General features: G+C 34.2%; 14 protein-coding genes and 4 pseudogenes. 9 read left to right on the forward strand and 9 right to left on the reverse strand.

The annotated features are described in order from the left end of the window. Together RDY04_RS07560 and RDY04_RS07565 are read right to left on the reverse strand one after the other, a co-directional pair. Positions 1-242: pseudogene (locus RDY04_RS07560) on the reverse strand (hypothetical protein); the annotation flags it as partial. A 68-nt stretch (positions 243-310) separates the two neighbouring features. Then, positions 311-886, reverse strand: a complete 576-nt coding sequence (locus tag RDY04_RS07565) for a plasmid recombination protein (RefSeq protein ID WP_303953346.1) — start codon at positions 884-886, stop codon at positions 311-313. A gap of 679 nt (positions 887-1,565) precedes the next feature. On the opposite strand from RDY04_RS07565, the gene RDY04_RS07570 reads away from it, so the two are divergent. After that, the gene (locus RDY04_RS07570; RefSeq protein ID WP_303953349.1) at positions 1,566-2,225 is read left to right on the forward strand and encodes a DUF6287 domain-containing protein; all 660 of its coding nucleotides are present in this window, start codon (positions 1,566-1,568) and stop codon (positions 2,223-2,225) included. Positions 2,226-2,473: 248 nt separating this feature from the next. On the opposite strand, the gene RDY04_RS07575 is transcribed toward RDY04_RS07570, so the two are convergent. The 3 genes from RDY04_RS07575 to RDY04_RS07585 all read right to left on the reverse strand — a co-directional run bounded on the left by RDY04_RS07575 (position 2,474) and on the right by RDY04_RS07585 (position 5,875). Beyond that, a complete protein-coding gene (locus tag RDY04_RS07575; RefSeq protein ID WP_303953352.1) occupies positions 2,474-3,781 on the reverse strand; it encodes a sensor histidine kinase in 1,308 nt (435 codons plus the stop codon). 9 nt (positions 3,782-3,790) lie between these two features. Further along, the gene (locus tag RDY04_RS07580; protein WP_303953353.1) at positions 3,791-4,534 is read right to left on the reverse strand and encodes a response regulator transcription factor; all 744 of its coding nucleotides are present in this window, start codon (positions 4,532-4,534) and stop codon (positions 3,791-3,793) included. Between the two features lie 1,014 nt (positions 4,535-5,548). Next, positions 5,549-5,875: a helix-turn-helix domain-containing protein gene (locus RDY04_RS07585; RefSeq protein ID WP_064519801.1), complete on the reverse strand. Its 327-nt coding sequence runs from the start codon at positions 5,873-5,875 to the stop codon at positions 5,549-5,551. Positions 5,876-6,035: 160 nt separating this feature from the next. Here RDY04_RS07585 and RDY04_RS07590 point away from each other — a divergent pair, with 160 nt between their 5' ends. From RDY04_RS07590 to RDY04_RS07600, 3 genes are all read left to right on the forward strand, one after another. Next, positions 6,036-9,080, forward strand: a complete 3,045-nt coding sequence (locus RDY04_RS07590) for an SEC10/PgrA surface exclusion domain-containing protein (protein WP_303953358.1) — start codon at positions 6,036-6,038, stop codon at positions 9,078-9,080. Between the two features lie 231 nt (positions 9,081-9,311). Beyond that, positions 9,312-9,569 carry a hypothetical protein gene (locus RDY04_RS07595; protein WP_303953361.1) on the forward strand — a complete coding sequence of 86 codons (258 nt, stop codon included), beginning with the start codon at positions 9,312-9,314 and terminating at the stop codon, positions 9,567-9,569. Between the two features lie 182 nt (positions 9,570-9,751). Continuing rightward, a complete protein-coding gene (locus RDY04_RS07600) occupies positions 9,752-10,585 on the forward strand; it encodes a DUF6287 domain-containing protein (protein ID WP_303953363.1) in 834 nt (277 codons plus the stop codon). A 235-nt stretch (positions 10,586-10,820) separates the two neighbouring features. On the opposite strand, the pseudogene RDY04_RS07605 reads toward RDY04_RS07600, so the two are convergent. After that, positions 10,821-11,999: pseudogene (locus tag RDY04_RS07605) on the reverse strand (IS256 family transposase). Between the two features lie 704 nt (positions 12,000-12,703). Between RDY04_RS07605 and RDY04_RS07610 the strand changes: the two are divergent. From RDY04_RS07610 to RDY04_RS07630, 5 genes are all read left to right on the forward strand, one after another. After that, on the forward strand, positions 12,704-12,928 hold the full coding sequence (locus RDY04_RS07610) for a hypothetical protein (RefSeq protein ID WP_303953366.1): 225 nt from the start codon (positions 12,704-12,706) through the stop codon (positions 12,926-12,928). A gap of 223 nt (positions 12,929-13,151) precedes the next feature. Further along, a complete protein-coding gene (pezA, locus tag RDY04_RS07615) occupies positions 13,152-13,628 on the forward strand; it encodes a type II toxin-antitoxin system antitoxin PezA (RefSeq protein ID WP_303953369.1) in 477 nt (158 codons plus the stop codon). Further along, a complete protein-coding gene (gene pezT / locus RDY04_RS07620) occupies positions 13,628-14,395 on the forward strand; it encodes a type II toxin-antitoxin system toxin PezT (protein WP_303953372.1) in 768 nt (255 codons plus the stop codon). Before pezA ends, pezT begins: the two co-directional genes overlap by 1 nt. Positions 14,396-14,409: 14 nt before the next feature. Continuing rightward, positions 14,410-15,198, forward strand: a complete 789-nt coding sequence (locus tag RDY04_RS07625; RefSeq protein ID WP_272132782.1) for a DUF6414 family protein — start codon at positions 14,410-14,412, stop codon at positions 15,196-15,198. Next, on the forward strand, positions 15,199-16,338 hold the full coding sequence (locus RDY04_RS07630) for an AAA family ATPase (protein WP_227279002.1): 1,140 nt from the start codon (positions 15,199-15,201) through the stop codon (positions 16,336-16,338). It begins immediately after the preceding gene. 337 nt (positions 16,339-16,675) lie between these two features. Here RDY04_RS07630 and RDY04_RS07635 read toward each other — a convergent pair. From RDY04_RS07635 to guaA, 3 genes and pseudogenes are all read right to left on the reverse strand, one after another. Then, positions 16,676-17,634 (reverse strand): annotated as a pseudogene (locus RDY04_RS07635) (tyrosine-type recombinase/integrase); the annotation flags it as partial. A 25-nt stretch (positions 17,635-17,659) separates the two neighbouring features. After that, positions 17,660-18,591, reverse strand: a pseudogene (locus RDY04_RS07640) (IS30 family transposase). A 224-nt stretch (positions 18,592-18,815) separates the two neighbouring features. Next, positions 18,816-20,378, reverse strand: coding sequence for a glutamine-hydrolyzing GMP synthase (gene guaA, locus RDY04_RS07645; protein WP_003092915.1), 1,563 nt, complete (start codon positions 20,376-20,378; stop codon positions 18,816-18,818). Between the last annotated feature and the right edge of the window lie 151 nt (positions 20,379-20,529).

Here is a 20,529-nt window from a genome sequence, read left to right on the forward strand (position 1 = left end):
TTAGTAATCTCTTCAAGATTTGCTTTTTTCATCTGAATTTCAATGTCTAACTCTTGTTTACTTCTCAAGATCTCTGACAGTTCCTTTTTATTTTTCTCTGCTTCAGATTTAGCATTTTCAGCCCACATCTTTTTCTCCTCGATTTTTTGATCCAACTCTTTAAGTTTTGTAGTTCGTTTGTAAAGCTCAGTGTCCAGATGGTTAGCTATTGTTTTTGATTTGCCACTTTCTTGAACTTGCAATCCATGATTTCTAGCTGTTGTTCGAAGTAGTTCGCGTTGAGCTGCTTGCCATCGAGTTTGTGCCGTTACTAAATCCTTATTTTTTTTTTAGAACCTGTTGTGTAGTAGCCCATTTCTTTAAGGGCACCTTCTTGACCGACTTGAATGCTTAAACCTCTTTTATTTTGTCGTTTGACTAAGATGAAATCAACATGAAGATGAGGGGCAGAACCAGGCTCATCTGAATGAAAATAGGCACCGAAAATGATGGCGTTAGGATTATTTTTTTTGAATTGTTCTAAAAAATCTGTGAGAATCTTTTCTGATTCTGTGATTGTGGGATGATGGTTAACATTTCCTATTGTAAAAATCGCTTCGTGGCTGGTAGCAGGATTGCGATTGGGATCACGTTTATAAGCTGAAAGTACTTTCGTATGATAGTCTATAATTTGTCTATCAGACCGAGTTTGTTTCGCATTATAGTCAAGCACAGCCTGTCCGAAAATTTTATAATAAGCCTGTTTAATAGGCCTATCCTCTATGATTCTAAAATAACCATCTGGGTCTATATGCTCCTCCGAGTTGGTTATGTTGCGATTACGAATATTATGATCACGACTCATCTTTTTTCCAAAGTGAGCTGAAATAGTATATGTATTGTCCATAACTTTCTCCTTTATTTATTAATTATGTCTGATAAGTTGAAAATAAAAAACAGCTTATGATGAATTCTTTAGGGGTTGATAGAGACAGTCAGCAGAGTCTGACGCTGCTTATAACACAATATACATAATGACAGAGTCATTATTATTGTGGTCTTGCAGACGGCTAGGATTGCATCCTCTTTTTCCAAAATTATTTGGAAAAATTCACCTTTCTGTTGGCAAAGGTAAGTTATTTTTCTAAATAAAAAAAGAGATTGAGAGAATCTCGCCTTTATATCTATATTTAAGTGATTGTGAAGAGATTTTATCAATACGTCAATTGATACGTATATAAGCTGGGAAGACTAGAGATATTTGAGGCTGGTATGGAAAGCAGTACTAAAAGAGTAAATACTTCTCAAGAATCTATCTATATACTCTATATCATATCTTTAAAATTAGTTACTCAAGCAAAGGGAATGGACATGGTATATATTTGTCCACTGTTCGAGAGATTTTAGGGAGGTATCCTAATTGTTCTTTGTCAACACAATCTAAAGACTATCATTTTAAACAGACGCTAAAAATAGAAGATGTTGTCCTTTTATGATGAAAAAACTACAGTTTATGACTTCAATGAAACTTTAGTTGTCATTATATTATACTAATCTTGTAAATCATAAGAAAAGGAACGTCAATTATGAAAACAACAACTAAACTCATTGGTATCCTATTAGCTCTTATCGTAGTTATTCTCGCTATCTTTTTGGTGACTAAATTTAACAGCCATGAATCTGCACGAGTTGGCACAAGTAGCAGTTCAGTCCAAACGGTTAAGAAATCATCTTCAAGCTCAAGTAAAGCTGTTAAGAAGGATAAGAAAGCAGCTCAATCATCAGCAGCAGTTTCAAGTAAAGAAAATGACAATCAAGATTCAGCAGTAGCACCTAAAGCTTCTTCTCAAGAGCAAAATCAAACTGAAGGCTCTATACATCGTATACATCGTGGGCAAGTTGCTGATTCTACAGCTGGAACAGATAAGGCTAAAACTGAGAAGGGAACAGATAATAGTCAATCATCACTTAACTTCGGCGCCCTTGATAATGGTGATATTAGCTCTATTGTGGGAACTTGGACTAATGCGAATGGTGAATCAGTTACAATTAACGCTGATGGTACAATAATTAAAAACTCAACAGGTTATACTGCTCAATTGAAGCCTCAAGGTGTTTCAGATAATACATTCAATGCATCGGTTGTATCTCAAGATGATAGTGTAGCCTTGTCCGTTGTGGCAGGAGGAGTAGGAAGCTCAGATTATCTTGTTATTGGGGCGAACGGACCTTACTACCGGAACTAAACATGAAAATGTTATTTTTTAATGGCTCTTTTCTACTACTTTTCAAGTCTATCAAGGCTTTAAGATAAACATGAAATAAAAAAGACAGTAACTATTCTGAAGTTACTGTCTTTTTTTGGTCTTACGAAAACCACTAGCTATGGTAGTGGTCCCCAAAATTATTAATCTATATAGCAAAAATACTAGAAACAGACGATTCAAATGCAAAACCTAAGTCGATTAAAGAGGTTAAAGTTAAAAGTCGAGACTTACTTACAAAATCTGATAGTTTGAGAAAAGAGATGATTTGCACTACGAGTGGTAATCGTAGATTTAGGGTATTTTTCCAATATGCTATTTACATTATGTAACCCAAGACCTCTTCCTTTCCCTTTACTAGAGTACCCCCTAGCAAAAATATGACTAACATCCACTTTTTCTGATTTTATACTATTTTCAACGATAAGTACCAATGAATTATCATTATTTATGAAAACAACAGTCATTCTTGGACTTATAGCTTCAATCGTAGCTTCGATAGCATTATCGCAAAGTACAGATAGGATAGTTATAAAATCTAGTAATTCTATCCTAAAATTACTAACAGGTTCTTCAATCTCAACAGAAATTGAAATTCCCCTATTGTGTGCCTCAAGTAATTTAGCGGAAAGAATACTTTTGATAGCATCATTCTTAATATTACTAAGTTTAGCAATATCAAACTTACTATCATAGAATTGGTTTGCACTGTCTCTAAGGACATCATTGTAAACAGTTTTAACAGCGTCAATATCTTGATTATCAATCCCTAATTTTAGACTTGTCAAAATATTAATGTAGTCATGACGGAAACCTCTAATTTCCTCATAAAGGGATTCAACGTGATGGCTGTAACTAGATAGCTCATATAATTGGGTGTCTTTCTGCTTAATAATTTCCTTCTCTAGTTTTTCTTTTGAGATTGCATTGAGATAGAGGAGAATTACAAAAAACAGAATAATATAAAAGTTATTAATATGTCCTCTCCAGATGTCTGCATTAGCTAATTTATCTCTATAAATAACAAATGTAGAAACTAACAACATATATACAAACATGGAGATGTTAATTAGTAATAATAAATACCTGAAATAGTAACGCTTGAAACCTTCTTTTATTTCGTTAAAATCTAACCTAAGAGATTTTACAATGAGTAAATGAAGAGGGAAAACCAGTAATTCAATTAAGATATCATACCAACTTAGTTTGACTTCATTGAAGACTGAGACTCCTAGTAAAGGGAAAACATAGAATCCTAACATTCTACCTAGCAAGCTATTAACAATAATGGGGTACAAGCCATAAAAAATATCAAGTATTTTACTTTTATACTTATTTTGATATATGTTATAAGCGATAAAGATAAAAAAGTATGCAAAGTACCCAACAGGAGGACATATGATGAGGAGTAGAACATACAAAAATGGACCAATAATACACCACAAAGGTTTGATTGGTTGGTTACTTATTTGTTGAAATAGTAACAATACTACTAATATCTTAGAGTAGAACAGCAATAAGTTTATAACTATATCCATAGAAACACCTTAACTTCTCAAAGATTTAACTTTTTCTAGGAGGCCCTTATATTTCGTACGTGAAATGGGACATTCATTATTATTTTCAAACATTACCATTTTCTCTTCCTTATTGATCCTAACGATATTTTCAGGATTAACGATAAATGAACGATGGCATCGATATAGGCGGTCATCAGCTCGTTCAACTTCTGAAATACTGGCATAGAACTCCATGCGTTCTTCTTTAGTATGCAAAATAACTTTATGTATGGTTGGAGATGTTTCAAAAAATAAAATATTGTTAAAAGGCACTTGAACATGGGCCGTAGCTGTTTCAAAAGTAAATGAATCTTGGGCAATAGTGGCACCCATTTTATCCATGGTATATTCAATTGCTAAATGAACACGTTCATAAAAATCTTCATCATCCAAAGCTTTATCAATAAAATCCAGTGCAGCAACTCTATATTTAAAAGTGACTGGCATAAATTCTGAATGTGTTGTTACAAAAACAATTGTTGCATTAGGGTCTTTTTTCCGAATTTCTTTTGCAATGTCTAGCCCCTTTTTTTCTTCTCCTTTAATTTCAATATCTAAAAAGAAAAGTTGATGAGAACCTCTTTCGGTAATCGCATCAAGTAGCTGGCTAGGTTTTCCAAAAATCTCAGGTCCTTTACATTTTAGAGATTTTTTTGCAATAACATTCTTAATAACGGTCTCTATTCGTGTTTGCTGTAAAAATTCGTCTTCTAAAATAAAAATATTTAACAATTAGTGTACTCCTCATTCGCTAAAATATTTAGTAACTGTGTTTTATTTCTCCTAAAACAAAAGACATCGAAGTCTTTTCCAATATTAAAAATTATATGACTTGTTGTTTTAGATAAGAATGATATTATTTAGGGGTAATTAATGCATTTCTATAGCATCTAAATAAAAATCAATATTTCTTCTCCAAGTTAATATTGTAAAAGTAGTGATTGGAATAATAGAACCGTCAAGTCGTAAATAGTCTGAGAACAATCATCATCGCTATATTTTTATCGTAGATGACAATAAATGAACCGTTTACGATATTCAACTAATTGAATGGTATAACCAAGCTATAATAAAAATAGAAATTGGAGGAGAGGTATGCTCAATATTGTAAAGCACTTTTGGTTGTTGATTACTGTAAAAAGGTATATAAAAAAATATAAGTTAAAAGTTAAAATTGGCAACCATTTTAATTGTTTAAGAATTACTACAGCAACCAATTGTCTATATTTTATCATACATACAAAGAAATGTAACTATGGAAAAAAAGTCAAAAAAATTAGGCGAAATAACGTTAGTGCACAAATTATTTTATTGACACCAAATGTTGATTATAAAAGAATATTCAATGAACACCTCGAACTCTTAGGTGTTATTGATATAAAAAAGTCATTAGCGGGATTTACTAATGACATTAGTGGATATCTAGATTACTTTTTTAATATCGAAAAGGTGCACTAACCTCCATGTACATGTAAACTGTACTTGAGGTTATTTTTTATCATCCTATTAAATCGTTTTTCGATATTTTATCGTAACAAACGTTTATTTATGGATGTTATAACAAACAAAGCTCAAATCTGGAACTTTTGAAACAAGTATGTACTTTTGTATGGAATAAAAATCGATTTATATATCACAATGATAAATAAAGAAAGCTAAAAAGACTTATCTCTATATTTTATAGAGATAAGTCTTTTACTTAAATTCTATTTTAACCTATAGTAGTTGTCAGTTTAAAAGGTTCTGTTATTTTGTTTCAGTCATAATAGTATTGATAGCTGTGATTAATTTCTTTTGTTTGTACTCAGGCAATGCTTTTAAATTATCAATAAGTTTTACCAAATCGCTATCTTCTTCTTTTAGTGTGACATCAAAGAAAGTGGAGATATCCACATCTAAGGCTTTCATAATTTTTTCAAGAGTTTTGATTTTAATATTAGGTTCTAGATTTTCAATTTTATAAACGTAATTTGTCCCTAATTCAGCTTTTTCTTCAAGCATTTCTTGAGTCATTCCCTCTTTTATTCGTAAGACTCTAATACGCTTACTGATATATTCTTGTAGATTTGACATAAACCACCTCATAGGGTTAATTTTACAACCTTAAAAGGTTGGTTATAACACCTTAAAAGGTTAAAAACAACTTTACAAGGTTATTTTTAAGTTATATAATATAGACATTACAATATAGGAATTGTATAATTTATTGAAAATTAAAGGAGTTTTAGCATTAATGGAAAAGAAAGAAGCTCTAAAGGTATTAGCTAGTGTCTCAACAGTGATTGCAGCGACAGGATTAACGTCTGTAGCGAATGCTAATCAACAAGAAGCCCTAAAAACAGAAGTTGATGCCTTAAGTTCTAAAGTGACTGTTCAAGCTCTTAAAGAAGCTGAGAACAAGCAAAGTGTAGCGGTACAAGCAGTAAATGCTCAACAAGATATAGTTAATCAAGCCATCTCTGAAGAAGAAAAAGCTGGAAAAACTGAAGCTACGGCTAAGGAAGGTCTTGATGAAGCTCAAATTATCAAAGATAAGGCCACTCTTGCTGAAATTGATAAAACTAAACAAAATATTAGTGAAATAGAATCAGCAATCGAAAATCAAGATGTTCAACTTCAGAATGCTCAAGCTGAGACTGCTAAAGCTCAAGATAAAGTTAACAAACAAACTGAAATTGTTAACAGTGATCAAACAAAGATTACTACTCAAGAAACTAATGTAGCAAATGCTAAAGCCGATGTTGAAACTGCTCAAAAAAATCTTGATGGTACAGGAGCTAAAGAAATCATCTCAGAACGAGATAATGCTCAAAGTGATTTGGCAACGAAAAAAGCTGCTGAAGCTAATGCCAAAAGCAAGCTAGAAGAAGCACAGAAAGTTGATGCTGATAAAAAAGTTAAACTTGAACAAGCTGAAAAAGATGAAAAACTTCAAGTTAAAGCTGTTGAAGACACTTCTAAAACTTTGAGTGATGCTGAGGCTAAGTCTAAACAGACTAAAGAGCAACTCAATAATGCTAATATTGCTGTAACTAATGCTCAAGCAGCACTTGATGGTACAGGAGCTAAAGAAATCATCTCAGAGCGAGACAATGCTCAAAGTGATTTGGCAACGAAAAAAGCTGCTGAATCCAAGGCTCAAAGCAATCTAGAAGAAGCACAAAAGACTGATGCTGATAAAAAAGCTAAAATCCAAGCATTGACAGAAACTTTGACAGCTCAACAAAATGTTGCTTCGAGAACTTCAACAGAATTGACAGCTGCTATAGCTGTTGCGGCTGATGCAAAGTCTAAAAAAGAAGAAGCAGACAAAGCTGTAAAACGTTTGGAAGATAAACTAACTAGCTTAGAAAAGCTTAGCACTATTGAAATTCCAGAAGAAGTTGCAAGTGCTTATCGAAACTTCTATGAAGATAAATCAGAAGCAAACAAAGATAAGCTCTTCGATGCTGTTCAAACTTGGTGGGATAACCGTGATTATAGCAAAGAAAACAACTATCCTGTTGACGACACTGTAATCAATGATCTTAGTGATTTAACAAAAGAACAAATTGCTAACCTCTCACTTTATCAAGCAGGCTTGATTCAACAAGTGCGAAAAATTATCTGGGGTGATTCTGAAGTTCTTGTGACAGAAGATGTTGTTACAGCAATGAAGAATATCACAACTGCTTATTCGAACATGTCAAATCCTGATGGTGACCATCTTTTTAGTGCTCTAACTAATGATGGAACTGATACTACGCATTGGAAGGCAGAAAACCTCGGTTACATCAAAGCTAAACCAACTACAATGTCAGCTTTGTATAAAGGTATTTATAAATCTATTATCAATACGTTTGGTAGTGACTACAATCAGAATTATGCCCATGTCATTACAACAGTTGGAGGAAAACCTGACTATAAAAACGGTAAGGTTACTCCAAATTATATTGGTGCTGCAACAAGCGTAACACCAGAAGGTCTTGGATTGATGCATGAAATTCATTTCAATCACACTTCGTCAGATACTGATAAAATATTAAGTAATCCATTTGACTCTTCGGTTGTAAAAACTCAACTAGCTGACGCTAAAGCTGTTCAAACTTCTGCGGATAATGCTAACAAAACAGCCCAAAACCGATTAACTACAGCATCAGTAGCAAATAAGGCAGCTCAGGATGCTGTATCTAACACAACAAAAACTTTGAACGCGCTCAAAGCAATTGCTGACCTCACACCTAATGCGAAAGCTAAGTTGGATGAGGCTACTGAAGCACGTAAGAATGCTGAAACTCGTTTGAACAACGCTCAAAAAGCAGTTGACAATCTTAACTCAGATGTTGCTACTAAAACTAAAGCTCTTGCCAATGCAAAAATAGCACAAGAAAAAGCCAACAACGCAAACAAAGTCGCTAATGAAGAATTGAATTCTGCGCAGGTTAAAAATAAACTTGCTAATGAAGTACTCTCAGAAACTCGCAATAAAATTGCTTCACTCAAAGCAACTGCTGACCTCACACCTGATGCTAAAATCAAATTGGCTGAAGCGACTTCGGCGCGTGAATTAGCTGAGCTAAGATTAGTCAAAGCTCAAAAAGCTGTTAATAATCTTAACTCAGATGTTGCAAGTAAGACTAAAGCTCTTGCGGATGCAGAAGCAACTCTTCAAAAAGAAGAAGCTAAGTTGGAAGAACTTAAAGCTCAAAAAGCTAAAGACGAAAAAGAACTTGCTTCTCTTCAAGAAACAGTGAACGCTTTGAAAGTGAATGAAGTTAAAATCAAAGACGAGATTAAATCTCTTAAAACTAAACTTCAAGAAACAAAAGATTATCTTAGTAAACTCGAAAATGCTGATAGTAATTTAGAAAAAGCTAAAGTTGCTTACAAACTAGCAGTAGAAAAACATAAAGAAGCTAAATCAATTCTTGATAAAGAAACTGAAAAACTTAAACAGTTGCTTATCAATAAACGTGATGCAGTAGCTCAATATGAAGCTGTAAAAGAAGCTTATACACAAGCTCAAGTAAAAGCTCAATATGAAGCTATTGTTCAAAAAGGAGGAACTCCTGTTGCTATCCTTGATGAAAATGGCCAAATAGTAGGTTATAACTCTTCATTTTTCCGAGATGTCAGGACTGCTGTCCGTACTATTACCGATAATGTCATTTCGAAACATGGTGTACCGATCTATCAAGCATCATTACCTGAAACAGGTGAAGGTGAGACAGCGGTTTATACGCTTTCAGGAATTACGTTTCTTGCTTTAGCAGGAGTGATGAGAAAGAAGAAGTTATAAATTACAGTTTCTAAATTGCTTTACTGAGTGAGAAGTTATGGCGTAACTGAAGATTCATTGCCTTAATTTAATCAAAATTACTTCCATATTCTATAGAAGTTGAGAATAAAAATAGGAGAATATAAAATGAAAAAAGTATTAATTATTGTTTCTGTTGTTATAATCGCACTAGCAGGTATTGGTGTAGGAGCATAGTTCTTAACACGTGAAAAGTCGCCGGAGCAGCAGGTTGTGGGGACTTGGTACGACGGTGAAAATGATGTAACGATTGAGTTGAAATCAAATAAGAGCCTGAAAATTACAAAAGAAAGTGGAGAATCAAGAACAGGTACTTGGCGCATTGCAGGTGATAAAATTAAGTTTACAGCAACAAGTGGTCCAAAAGCTGAAGGTGAACTTTCAACAGGAAAGATTGAATCTATTTTCTTTGAATTCACTAATACCAATGTGAGTTATGCACTCCACGATGCCACCTATGAAAAACAATAAATAGTTATAGGACTTCTATGAAGATTCATTGCACTCTTCAACGGAGTCCTATTTTGATGAAATAGTTTTTGCATATGGAATCTTCCAAATAATATTGACTTATTGAAAGATTTACTAACTATTGCTATCCTATATTTTAGTTTGATCAACATCTAGTGGTAGAAAGTTTCTAATGAGTAGTGGTGGGGAATCAAATTAAAACATTTTATGAAAACGGTCAGGTGGTATTTTCTGTCTGGCAGTCATCGAATCTGGAAGTAAACCTAAGTTTATACAAAGTTGAAGCTAGTGTCCCAAATAAGGAAAAAGAAACTACGATACAAATGAATGCTAAGAAGAAAATCGAAGATGAATTAGGTATCTCGTCTACGGTTTTAAATCTCAAAAGCTTAAAGTGGGAATCAATTGATAAAGGTTCAACGACTTTTTCAAAAGAAAGCGATATGAAATCTTCTAGTCAGAGTGAGGATATTAAGTCAGAAACTGGTTTTCAGGTGCGTGTGCAAATATCGGATTTGGAAATACGCAAAGAACCGAGTGTTAAGACTAAGTCTTTGGGCAAGATATCTCAAGGTATTCACACTATTTCGGAAACAACAAATGCAGAAGGTTACACTTGGGGGAAACTACAGTCTGGTCAAGGATGGATTGCTCTTGATTATACGGAACGAATAGAAGGTGAGAAAAAAACTCAATCGGAATCTAGTGGTATGAACATCCAAGAAATTCAAACAGGTAATTTTTCAAGTATTAAAGGGTCCTGGAGAAATGCACAAGGAAATAGTATTACTTTTGATGCTAATGGCTTGACTCAAGTTAACGGCAATCCTGCGGGTGATGTAGTTTTTGATAAATTCGTCGTCCAAGGAGAAAAGCTCACAGCTGTTACAAAAACATCAGAAGGTATTAGTGAGACACCAATTGTATTTACTCCGAGGGGACAAGATGGAAGAGAATCAATTTTTTGGAGTAAAAATCATGTCAGTGATGGTACGGATGTTTATTATAGAGAGTAGAAGACTAGTCATTTTATTAAATCATAAAAAGAGTCGCTTTTCATTAGCGGCTCTTTTAAAATACTTCAAAAGGTAGATTATTTCTGCATAATCTTTTAGCTGTGGGTCTTTATTAAAAAAATATTTTGTTTTTTTAATTCAACTTTTCTGACATACTATATAGTTACCAAAGTAGAGAGGCAAATATGATACTGTCAATAATTATGTGTAAACACTCAAGTAGAGTTGAAGAATGTTAATCAAATAAACTTTCAAGTGTGTCATAACATTGGCCAAACCCTTTATGGATTCGTTGACTTTGCTTGAAATTATAATCTTCAAACAAAGTAACTAGGTAACGTTCCATAGCCTCCTCGTTAGGGAAAAGAACCTTCTTTTTCGTTTGACGTTTGACTTCTTTGTTAAGAGACTCAATGAGATTTGTCGAATAAATGCTGTGTCAAATCTGGTAGGGAAACTGATAAAAAGTTAAAAGATTATCCGTATTCTCCAGACTTTCCATGACTTTCTTATACTTTGGTTCCCATTCGGAGATAAAGTCCTCTAAAGCTTGCACTGCTATTTCTAAATTTTCAGCACGATAAATCGTTTTAAATTGCTCCAGAATAACCGCTCTATCTGCTCGTTTTACTTTACTAGCTAGATTTCGGCTAATATGAATTAAGCAACGTTGTTGTTTAGCTAATGGGTAAGCCTGACTTATAATCTGCTCAAGCCCCTTAAAGCCATCGGTCACTACAAGAGAAACCTGTTGGATTCCTTGGTTTTGAAGCTTGTCTAACAGGGTGGACCAAGAAGCATTGTTTTCATTTGGGGCGATCTCATATCCAAGAACAGCCTTCTGTCCTTCTGGTGTAATGCCAAGTGCGATATGAATACATTCTTTACTAACAGTTCCACGCCTTAATGGAAGATAGGTTCCGTCAAGGAAATAACACAGAGTAACTGGCTTCTAATCTTCGCTCATGAAAAGCAGCGACATTCTCCTGAGTTGCTTTTGAGATATTAGAAATTGTGGCAGGACTATAGTGATGACCATACATTCGCTTAATGATATCACTAATTTCTCGAGTCGTTACACCGGTTTGATAGCGTTGTGATAACCATCTCTTCCAAGTGGTCATCACAACGCCCATAAGCAGGGATCAAAGCTGGACTGAAGTTCCCATTACGATCTCTTGGAATGATTAACTGAACAGTCCCATATTGGGTTTCAAATTTTCGTGAATACGTTCCGTTACGACTGTTGCCTGTAAGATAACCAGCTTTATCATAAGGCTCATACCCTAAAAAGGCCGACAATTCTGCTTGAAGCAGCTCATTCAATAGCTGTTTCAAGAGAAGAACGGAAAAATTCATCAATATCTTGCTTTTGGGCTAGGAAGTTAAGTAGTTCTGTGGTAAACTGAGTCATAGGAATAAATCTCTTTCTAGTAATGTTTCGCAACTCTACTATAACGGATTTATTCCTTTTTGTGTTTACACAACTTATTTTAAACTACCAAAAACTTTTTTTAAAACTGCTATTGACATTACTTTTATTATCTATACATTTATTTTTTATTAGAAAATGAAATACAAAATGGGTTCTTTCCTAACCCAGCTAAAACCTGCTGTTTCCACGATAGCTACCTCCTTTCAAACATAAAAAACGTAGCTATATTAGTTACGTCTCTACTCAATCAATTATTTCTATAATATTAGTATGCCACAAAAAACAAAACAAAAAAATCAGGATAAGATTATTTTACGTTATTCACTTTTACATAGTGCTGTGTGTTTAGCGTGACTTACACATACGTTTCTGTCAACGCTAAACACACAGAAAAAATCAGAATTGCAAAAAGACCGAAGGATGAGAGAAAGAGGTATAAGTACAAAAAAATTGAGAAATAAACAATACCTTTATCAGTTTTTTTAATTTTTTATTTTTATAATTTGGAAAAAAGGCATACTATAATTATAAAAATACTTAAGTAGGGAACAACTATGTTTCTAAAATATTATTCACTCATTAACTATATTCTCTATAAAAATCGCAGAGAATTCGAAAACTCATTTGATTGCTATCCCAAAAAGACAGTGTATGAGTTTTATATTAGGGAGTCTACGGGAGGAATGAAAATTAGACAAAAAGAACATAATGCAATTCATGTTAGCCTAGTTTCTAATAGAGGAAGTTATGTTACACTTTACTTAAGGAATTTTACGCCAGAAGATTTGGTGAAAGTGATGATTTCTTTAATCAAGCAAAAGAAAGAACTTGGATATGAAAGGTTGATTTGCTTGTTATCGGAGCTCAAAAATGATGAATCCATCAGTTTACTAATGAAGTTATCCTAAAATAAATACACTGGGACCAGTATCTCAGTGTATTTTTGTGCTAACATTGTCTTTAAAATAGTTAAGTAGATTATTTGATAAAGGCATTGTTTTAGATAATTGGTTTGCCATCAATGTAACAGATGGAATATTTCATTCAGCCAGAGCGATAGAATTAACGCACCATTTTTGGTGCGTTTCTATTCTTTGTGCTATAATAGAAATAAATAAAAGGAGGAGTTACATGATTGGAGAAAATATAAAAACGTTACGTAAAACATATAAATTAACCCAGCCTGAGTTTGCAAAGATTGTTGGTATTTCTAGAAATAGTCTGAGTCGTTATGAAAATGGAACAAGTCGAGTTTCGACAGAATTAATAGATCGTATCTGCAAGAAATTTAATGTTTCGTATATCGATATCGTAGGGGAGGAAAAAATGCTCACACCAGTAGAAGATTATCAGTTAACTCTGAAAATTGAAGTGATTAAAGAACGAGGGGCGAATATCTTAGCGCAACTTTATCGTTTACAAGATGAACTAGAAATTGCATTTGATGATGTTAATAATCCTTGGGTTCTAATGAGCGATGATCTTTCTGATTTGATTAACACGAAGATTTATCTTGTTGCAACTTTTGAGGATGTAGAGCGATATAATGGATATTTGGATGGTATTGAACGGATGCTAGAACAAGCTAGTCATCTGGTGGTGGCTTAATGAAACTAGAAGAATTTAGTCAAGATAATTTTGAACGAGCATCCAAACGACTCGTTCGTTCTTTAACTCGTGGAAAAACAACCTCATCTCAGCCTAAAGCTATTTTGCTCGGTGGACAGAGTGGTGCTGGGAAAACAACGATTCATCGTATTAAACAAAGGGAATTTCAGGGCAATATCATTATTATTGATGGAGATAGTTATCGCTCTTTTCATCCGAACTACCTTGACCTACAGGAAAAGTATGGCAAAGATAGTGTGGATTATACCAAAGTATTTGCAGGTCAAATGGTTGAATATCTCGTAGATGAATTGGGTAAACAAGGTTATCATTTATTAATCGAGGGCACCTTGAGAACAACAGAAGTTCCTAGAAAAACAGCACAATTATTGATAACTAAAGGATATCAAGTCTCACTTGCACTAATTGCGACCAAGCCAGAATTGTCCTATCTCAGCACCTTGATACGTTATGAAGAGCTCTATGCTATAGATCCTAGTCAAGCTAGAGCGACTCCCAAAGAGCACCATGATGGAATTGTAGAACATTTAGTTGATAACTTACGAGAGTTAGAAAATGATCAGCTATTTAATCAAATTCAAATTTACCAAAGAGATCAATCGTGTGTTTATGATTCGCAAGTAGACGAAACCTCAGCAGCAGAAGTTCTACAAGAATGCCTCTTCGGAAAATGGAGTAAGGTGGAGGAAGAGATGCTGAAGGTGGGACAGGAACGGTTGAGAGAGTTGGGGAAAATTGATAAGTGACGAAGGGCTAATTTATGAGTACATTAAAAAAAGTAATTTATTTCGATGAATCATCAGCAATGGATTTTTTACAGATTGAATCCAAGGGAAAATTAACGAAAACAACTGAGCTTATGACAACATTACAAGGTGAAACGGGTGTGGAAGTTGATGCTGAAGGAGCAATTGGTAAAAATAGTGCTTTAAAAACAATTTTTGAAAAAATGACAGGATTAAGTGGTTCAGTTACTCTTTCCACTGCTAGTTCAGGGGGAATTCAAGGAAATAAAATAGCCAAGACAATACTTGAAAATTCTCTATTGTATGATTTTTTAGATACTGTAGAGTTACGTAAGAAGAATTTTCTTGTTGATATTACAGAAAATTATACTTTAGAAATAAGTGAAAATTCGATGTCTTATTTTGCTATGATTGCACCAATTTCAGAAATGATGGAAGGTTCCCAGAGTATAGAAGGGATGGAGAATGTATCAATGTCATTTTCTAAACTTAATTCTGGAATTAGAGAGATTAAAGGTTATTTTGAACTTATAGGATATAATAAAAAACATGAAATTGAGAGAATTTTCCGATTTAATATCAATTCTTTTAAAAATAATTATCGAATTCATGATTTAACAAAAATGACTCTTAAACTTTATTCACTAAAAGTCGGCGCAACGACTATTAGTGACTTAAATTTTGAGACACAGTTTAATTTACAACAGAAAAATCTATCTTTTACCGGAATTGTAGAAAATGATAGGACTTGCTCAGAACGGAAATATCCAGTTTATGATGTAATCCTTGCAGGAGTGAACTAAATGGATAGTATTATACTTTTTAAAGGTTCTAAGAGAGATTTTAATAAATTATTAAATGAGAGAGCTGTTGAAGACTTCACCCCATTTATGGAGCTTATTCGACAATATAATATTACTGTAAGAGCTAATGATATTAATGCCTCACAATATGCTCCAGATGGATTTGGCGAAAAACAGATTGAAAATGTTGTCATTTTTGCTGATGATTATGCTTCTGTAACGGATCACGTGATATCAAATTTCAATAATATTGTACTTCTAGGACATGACATTCAACATCTTTATATACAAAATCCTCCCAAGAGAGTAGAGATTTCCTTGAGAGTTCAGTTTGAAAACATTATAGAAGAATGCTATTCAAACTATCAGGGAATAGATAATGAGGAGATTATTGATTTCTATAATCATATGATTTCTTCTAATGTTGTAGGCCAACAGCAAGCTAAAAAAGATATTTCAATTGGTCTACTAAAGAAAAGTACCCTAACAAATAAGTCTCCTCTTGTCATGTTATTTTACGGAAATTCAGGAATTGGTAAAACTGAATTAGCTAAAACAATGAGCGAATATTTTAACGGGAAATTGACCCGAATACAGTTTTCGATGATGCAAACCGAGGAAGCTTATAAATATATATTTGGCGATACTCATGCTAAAAGTTCATTAGCTAAAGATTTATTATCCAGAGAAACCAATGTTGTATTAATTGATGAATTTGATAAGGTAAATAGCGCTTTATACAATGCTTTTTATCAAATGTTTGATGAGGGAGAGTTGGAAGATATAAATTATTTGGTAGATGTTTCTAATTGTATATTTATTTTGACAACAAATTTTAGTAATGATCAAGAAATTGCTGAAAACCTTGGCCTTCCTATCTTTTCTAGGATTGATTTAAAGATAGAATTTCAAAATTTAACCGAAACTGAACTGCTTAGAGTAGTTGATAATATTTTTAATGATGTGACCGCCCAATTATCAGAAGAAGATAAGGAATTTATAGAAAATTATGGTTTAAAAGAAACGTATAGGAAACATGTGGGTTCTTTTGAAAATATAAGATTATTGAAGAGTTTCATTGAGAAAGATGTGTTTCAAATTATTTTTGAAAAATTACTAAAACGTGATAATTTAGAATGAATCTTCACTGAAATTTTTACCTTAAAACAATTATTGTAGAAATTTATCGTTTAATTTCATTATGGATTTGTATCCATTATAAAATGCATAAAACTATAACAATTTAAATGGTGTGAACTTTTTGGTAAAATCTAGCTCAATTCATGTATTTTTAGGGTAAAATTCACACCATTTAACTGAAATTGATTCAAATTAGATGAAATTCTGTTTGCGGATATTGAAACTTATTCAAATAAAAGTGTTTCCAACCAGTCGTAAAGCATCACAATTCTTAAAACGTTAATCAATACGATTATATCAACGTTTACAGACACTTTTTGGTGTCAGTTGGTGTTAATTATAGTGATAAGTCGTTTAAGAGACTTAAAGCATCGACATCTTGCTGGTGCTTTTTTTTGGCATTAATTCAAGATAATATTGCTGAGTTGTCAAAATTGAATTGTGTCCCAAACGTCTTGAAATATAATCCAGACTAATATCTTTTGAAAATAGAAAAGAAGCATGGGTATCACGTAAGCTGTGAAATGTTGTTTTAGTTAGGTCAAGTTGTTTCAGTAAGCGTGGAAGTTAACCAGCTTGTCTAAATCCGTTCCAATCAAAAACATAATCTGTTTTAGTGTTAGCTAGATTTACTAGGATTTGATAAATATCTTTATTGATAGAAATATCACGCTTAGAATGTTTGGTTTTTAGTTGTGTATCGTCGTTAGTTGGGCTAATTGAACGCCTAACTTTAATACCGTACTCAAAAATATCTTCTTTTTTGAGACCAAGTAATTCGCCACGTCTGGCACCAGTTTCAAGGGCCAGAGCTACTAATACATTAAATTCATCTTCTTCTGCATGATTTAAGCAATACTGTCTTAATAGTTTTAATTTTGTTACTGATAGTGGAATATTGAGTTTAGGAAGTTCTTTATCTTTTGATTTTAAGAGATAACCAAAGTCATTTGTAATTAAACCACGAGCATAAGCATATTTTAATGAACCACGTATCTTCAAAACTAGCTCTTTTACAGTTTTCTTTGAGTGAGACTCAGCATATTTATCAATCTTTTTTTGCATGATAATATCATCAAGATGTTTGAGATGGATCCCATCAAAAAGACTGTCGACAACTACAAGAGTACGCTTATAGTTGTCGAAGGTTGCTTCACGGACATCATATTTCTTTACAGTTTCTACCCAGTTATGGTAAAAATCTGTAAATAGTGTAGAACATTCAGCAATATTTTTACCTCGAACTTTTTCAAGTTTCATTTCTAAAGTCCATAGCTCAGCATCTTTTTTATTGGATAAATTGCAAGAATAAGTGCAACATTTACTCTAACTCATCCATTAGAGCTTCACAAGCAGTTCTGTAAGCTAAACATTTTCGCGGTCTGTGATTGATATCATATAAGGCTTTGTTCAAAGCCTCCTCAGAGATAGCGGCTAAATCTGTTTTCTTTGGGAAATATTCTCTTAGTAAGCCATTTGCGTTTTCATTGCTTCCTCTCTGCCAAGATGAATAGGCGTCCGCAAAGAAAAAGGGAATTCCTAAGTTCTTTACCAGAGAATAGCAGGCAAACTCTTTTTCCCTGTCTGAAGTAAAGGTTTTAAGAACCTCTTTTGGAAATAGCCTACAAAGTTGTTTGATGGCTGAAAACATGGATTTGGCTGTTTTATCTGGTATCTTGAAAGCTAAGTAAAATCGCGTTTTTCGCTCTAGAAAGGTCGCTAAACACCCCTTACTTTTGCCTCTGGAAGACACCACAGTATCAAGTTCCCAGTGGCCAAAAGTTTCACGATTCCGGACCTCTTGGGGACGTTTGGCAATTGGCGTACCAATTCTAAATCTTTCACGTGCTTCTTTGGGTTGTCGACTTTTTCCTTTACGATGAAGGACGCTCAAATCCAGACCAACCAAACCAGCGTAGAGCCAGTTATAGATGGTTTCAAAAGCTGTCATTAGTTTTGTTCAAGCTGATAAAGACCACAAATCTGTTCAGGAGGCCAGGAGGATTATAAACATTCATCAACTTTCTTTTTTATCTTTGTGTCAAAGGAGACTTCCGACTTTTTGCTTAGCCCTGTGGTTGTAGTGTTCCTGTGTTAAGGCTGGGGAATAATCATTTTTGCATCGTCTTAACGCACTTTAAATGATAGACTTATGGACTCTAAGTTTACCTACAATTTGGCAAGATTTTAAACCCAATTCTAAGTAGGTTTCTATATTTATTCGATCGTCTATGGTAAATGATAGTAGCTCATAAGTTGTCCTTTCGTAACTAGTTTGTTCATGTTTTAGTAGAAAATCTTATGAGTTTTTATTGTGCACTTATATTGTATATTCAAGATATAAAAAATCCCCACTAGAAAGAAATTCTGGTGGGGTATTTGGTGGGGAACCAAATATAATTAATTAGATTTTAGCGTTTTAAAACAATTCAAAATGCTGTTAAATCAATCAAGTCACTTTAAATTAGGTTTATATTTTATTCCCACTCAACAGTTGCAGGTGGTTTACTTGTAATATCATAGACGATACGGTTAACGTGATCAACTTCGTTAACGATACGAACAGAAATCTTTTGAAGAACTTCCCATGGAAGTTTCGCAAAGTCAGCTGTCATACCGTCAATTGAAGTGATAGCACGGATAGCGATAGTGTAGTCATAAGTACGGCCATCACCCATAACACCGACAGAGCGAACGCCTGTGTTAACAGTGAAGTATTGCCATACATCACGATCAAGACCAGCTTTGGCAATTTCTTCGCGAAGGATAGCATCAGACTCACGAACAGTTTCAAGTTTCTCTTCAGTGATTTCACCCATAACACGGATGGCAAGTCCTGGTCCTGGGAAAGGTTGACGCCAAACGACTTCATCAGGCATTCCCATCTCAGTACCAAGGGCACGGACTTCATCTTTAAAGAGGGTGTTAAGTGGTTCAATCAATTCAAACTGCATGTCTTCTGGAAGACCACCAACGTTGTGGTGAGATTTGATTGTTTGAGCTGTTTCAGTACCTGATTCAATGATATCAGTGTAGAGTGTTCCTTGAGCTAGGAAGTCAACACCTTTAAGTTTGCTTGCCTCATCATCAAAAACGTAAACAAACTCGTTACCGATGATTTTACGTTTTTTCTCAGGGTCATCAACACCAGCCAAGAGGTCAAGAAAGCGTTTAGAAGCGTCAACACGGATAATGTTAAGGCCAAATTTACCTCCTAACATCTCCATAACTTGGTCACCTTCACCTTTACGGAGAAGACCGTGGTCAACGAAGATACATGTCAATTGATCCCCGATAGCTTTTTGCAAAAGGACACCAACAACAGATGAATCAACCCCACCTGAGAGCCCAAGAAGCACTTTACGGTCACCAACTGTTTCACGGATTTGTGCAATTTGCATATCTACGAAGTTAGCCATTGACCAGTCACCTTTGGCACCACAGATGCCAAAAGCAAAGTTTTTCAAGATATCATTACCATACACAGAGTGACGAACTTCTGGATGGAATTGGATACCATAGAAGTTTTTCTCAGTATCTTCCATCGCAGCGAATGGGCAATCCACTGAGTCACCAACAAGATGGAAACCTTCTGGAATTTCTGTAACAGCATCACCGTGGCTCATCAGAACGACTTGTTCTTCAGGAGTTCCAGCAAAGAGCTCTGATTGGGCACGAAGTCGAAGTGTTGATTGACCATACTCACGGTTACCAGCTTCACCAGCAGGAACAACTTTACCACCGAGTTTGTGGGTCAAAAGTTGCATTCCGTAACAGATACCAAGAATTGGGATACCAAGCTCGAAAATTTCTTCGTCAATACCAAATGCATCTTCGGCATAAACAGAGTTAGGACCACCAGAAAGTACGATACCGATAGGATTGATGGCACGTACTTCATCAGCGGTAATTTTATGGCTCTTCAATTCAGAGAAAACGCCAAATTCACGAATACGACGTGCAATCAGCTGATTGTATTGGCTACCATAGTCTAGAACAATGATTTTCTGCACATCATTCAAAGTAGAAATGTCAGTCATTATTACCCTTTCTTTTTACGTCACACATGGACTCTTTCTTATGCAATCATTGTATCACAAATTTATGGACTTAGCACCTAGATTTATACGAGAAACTGTAAGTCTTGTCGTCACCTTTACAATTCTATTAGTTTTTTTGTAAAATAGGGGT

The sequence above is a fragment of the uncultured Streptococcus sp. genome, from assembly GCF_902463925.1.
Lineage (GTDB): Bacteria > Bacillota > Bacilli > Lactobacillales > Streptococcaceae > Streptococcus.

Coding starts and splice junctions, on each gene's coding strand:
- RDY04_RS07565 (WP_303953346.1), bottom strand. CDS start 886: ATGGACAATACATATACTATTTCAGCTCACTTTGGAAAAAAGATGAGT.
- RDY04_RS07570 (WP_303953349.1), top strand. CDS start 1,566: ATGAAAACAACAACTAAACTCATTGGTATCCTATTAGCTCTTATCGTA.
- RDY04_RS07575 (WP_303953352.1), bottom strand. CDS start 3,781: ATGGATATAGTTATAAACTTATTGCTGTTCTACTCTAAGATATTAGTA.
- RDY04_RS07585 (WP_064519801.1), bottom strand. CDS start 5,875: ATGTCAAATCTACAAGAATATATCAGTAAGCGTATTAGAGTCTTACGA.
- RDY04_RS07590 (WP_303953358.1), top strand. CDS start 6,036: ATGGAAAAGAAAGAAGCTCTAAAGGTATTAGCTAGTGTCTCAACAGTG.
- RDY04_RS07610 (WP_303953366.1), top strand. CDS start 12,704: ATGAAAATTAGACAAAAAGAACATAATGCAATTCATGTTAGCCTAGTT.
- pezA (WP_303953369.1), top strand. CDS start 13,152: ATGATTGGAGAAAATATAAAAACGTTACGTAAAACATATAAATTAACC.
- pezT (WP_303953372.1), top strand. CDS start 13,628: ATGAAACTAGAAGAATTTAGTCAAGATAATTTTGAACGAGCATCCAAA.
- RDY04_RS07625 (WP_272132782.1), top strand. CDS start 14,410: ATGAGTACATTAAAAAAAGTAATTTATTTCGATGAATCATCAGCAATG.
- RDY04_RS07630 (WP_227279002.1), top strand. CDS start 15,199: ATGGATAGTATTATACTTTTTAAAGGTTCTAAGAGAGATTTTAATAAA.
- guaA (WP_003092915.1), bottom strand. CDS start 20,378: ATGACTGACATTTCTACTTTGAATGATGTGCAGAAAATCATTGTTCTA.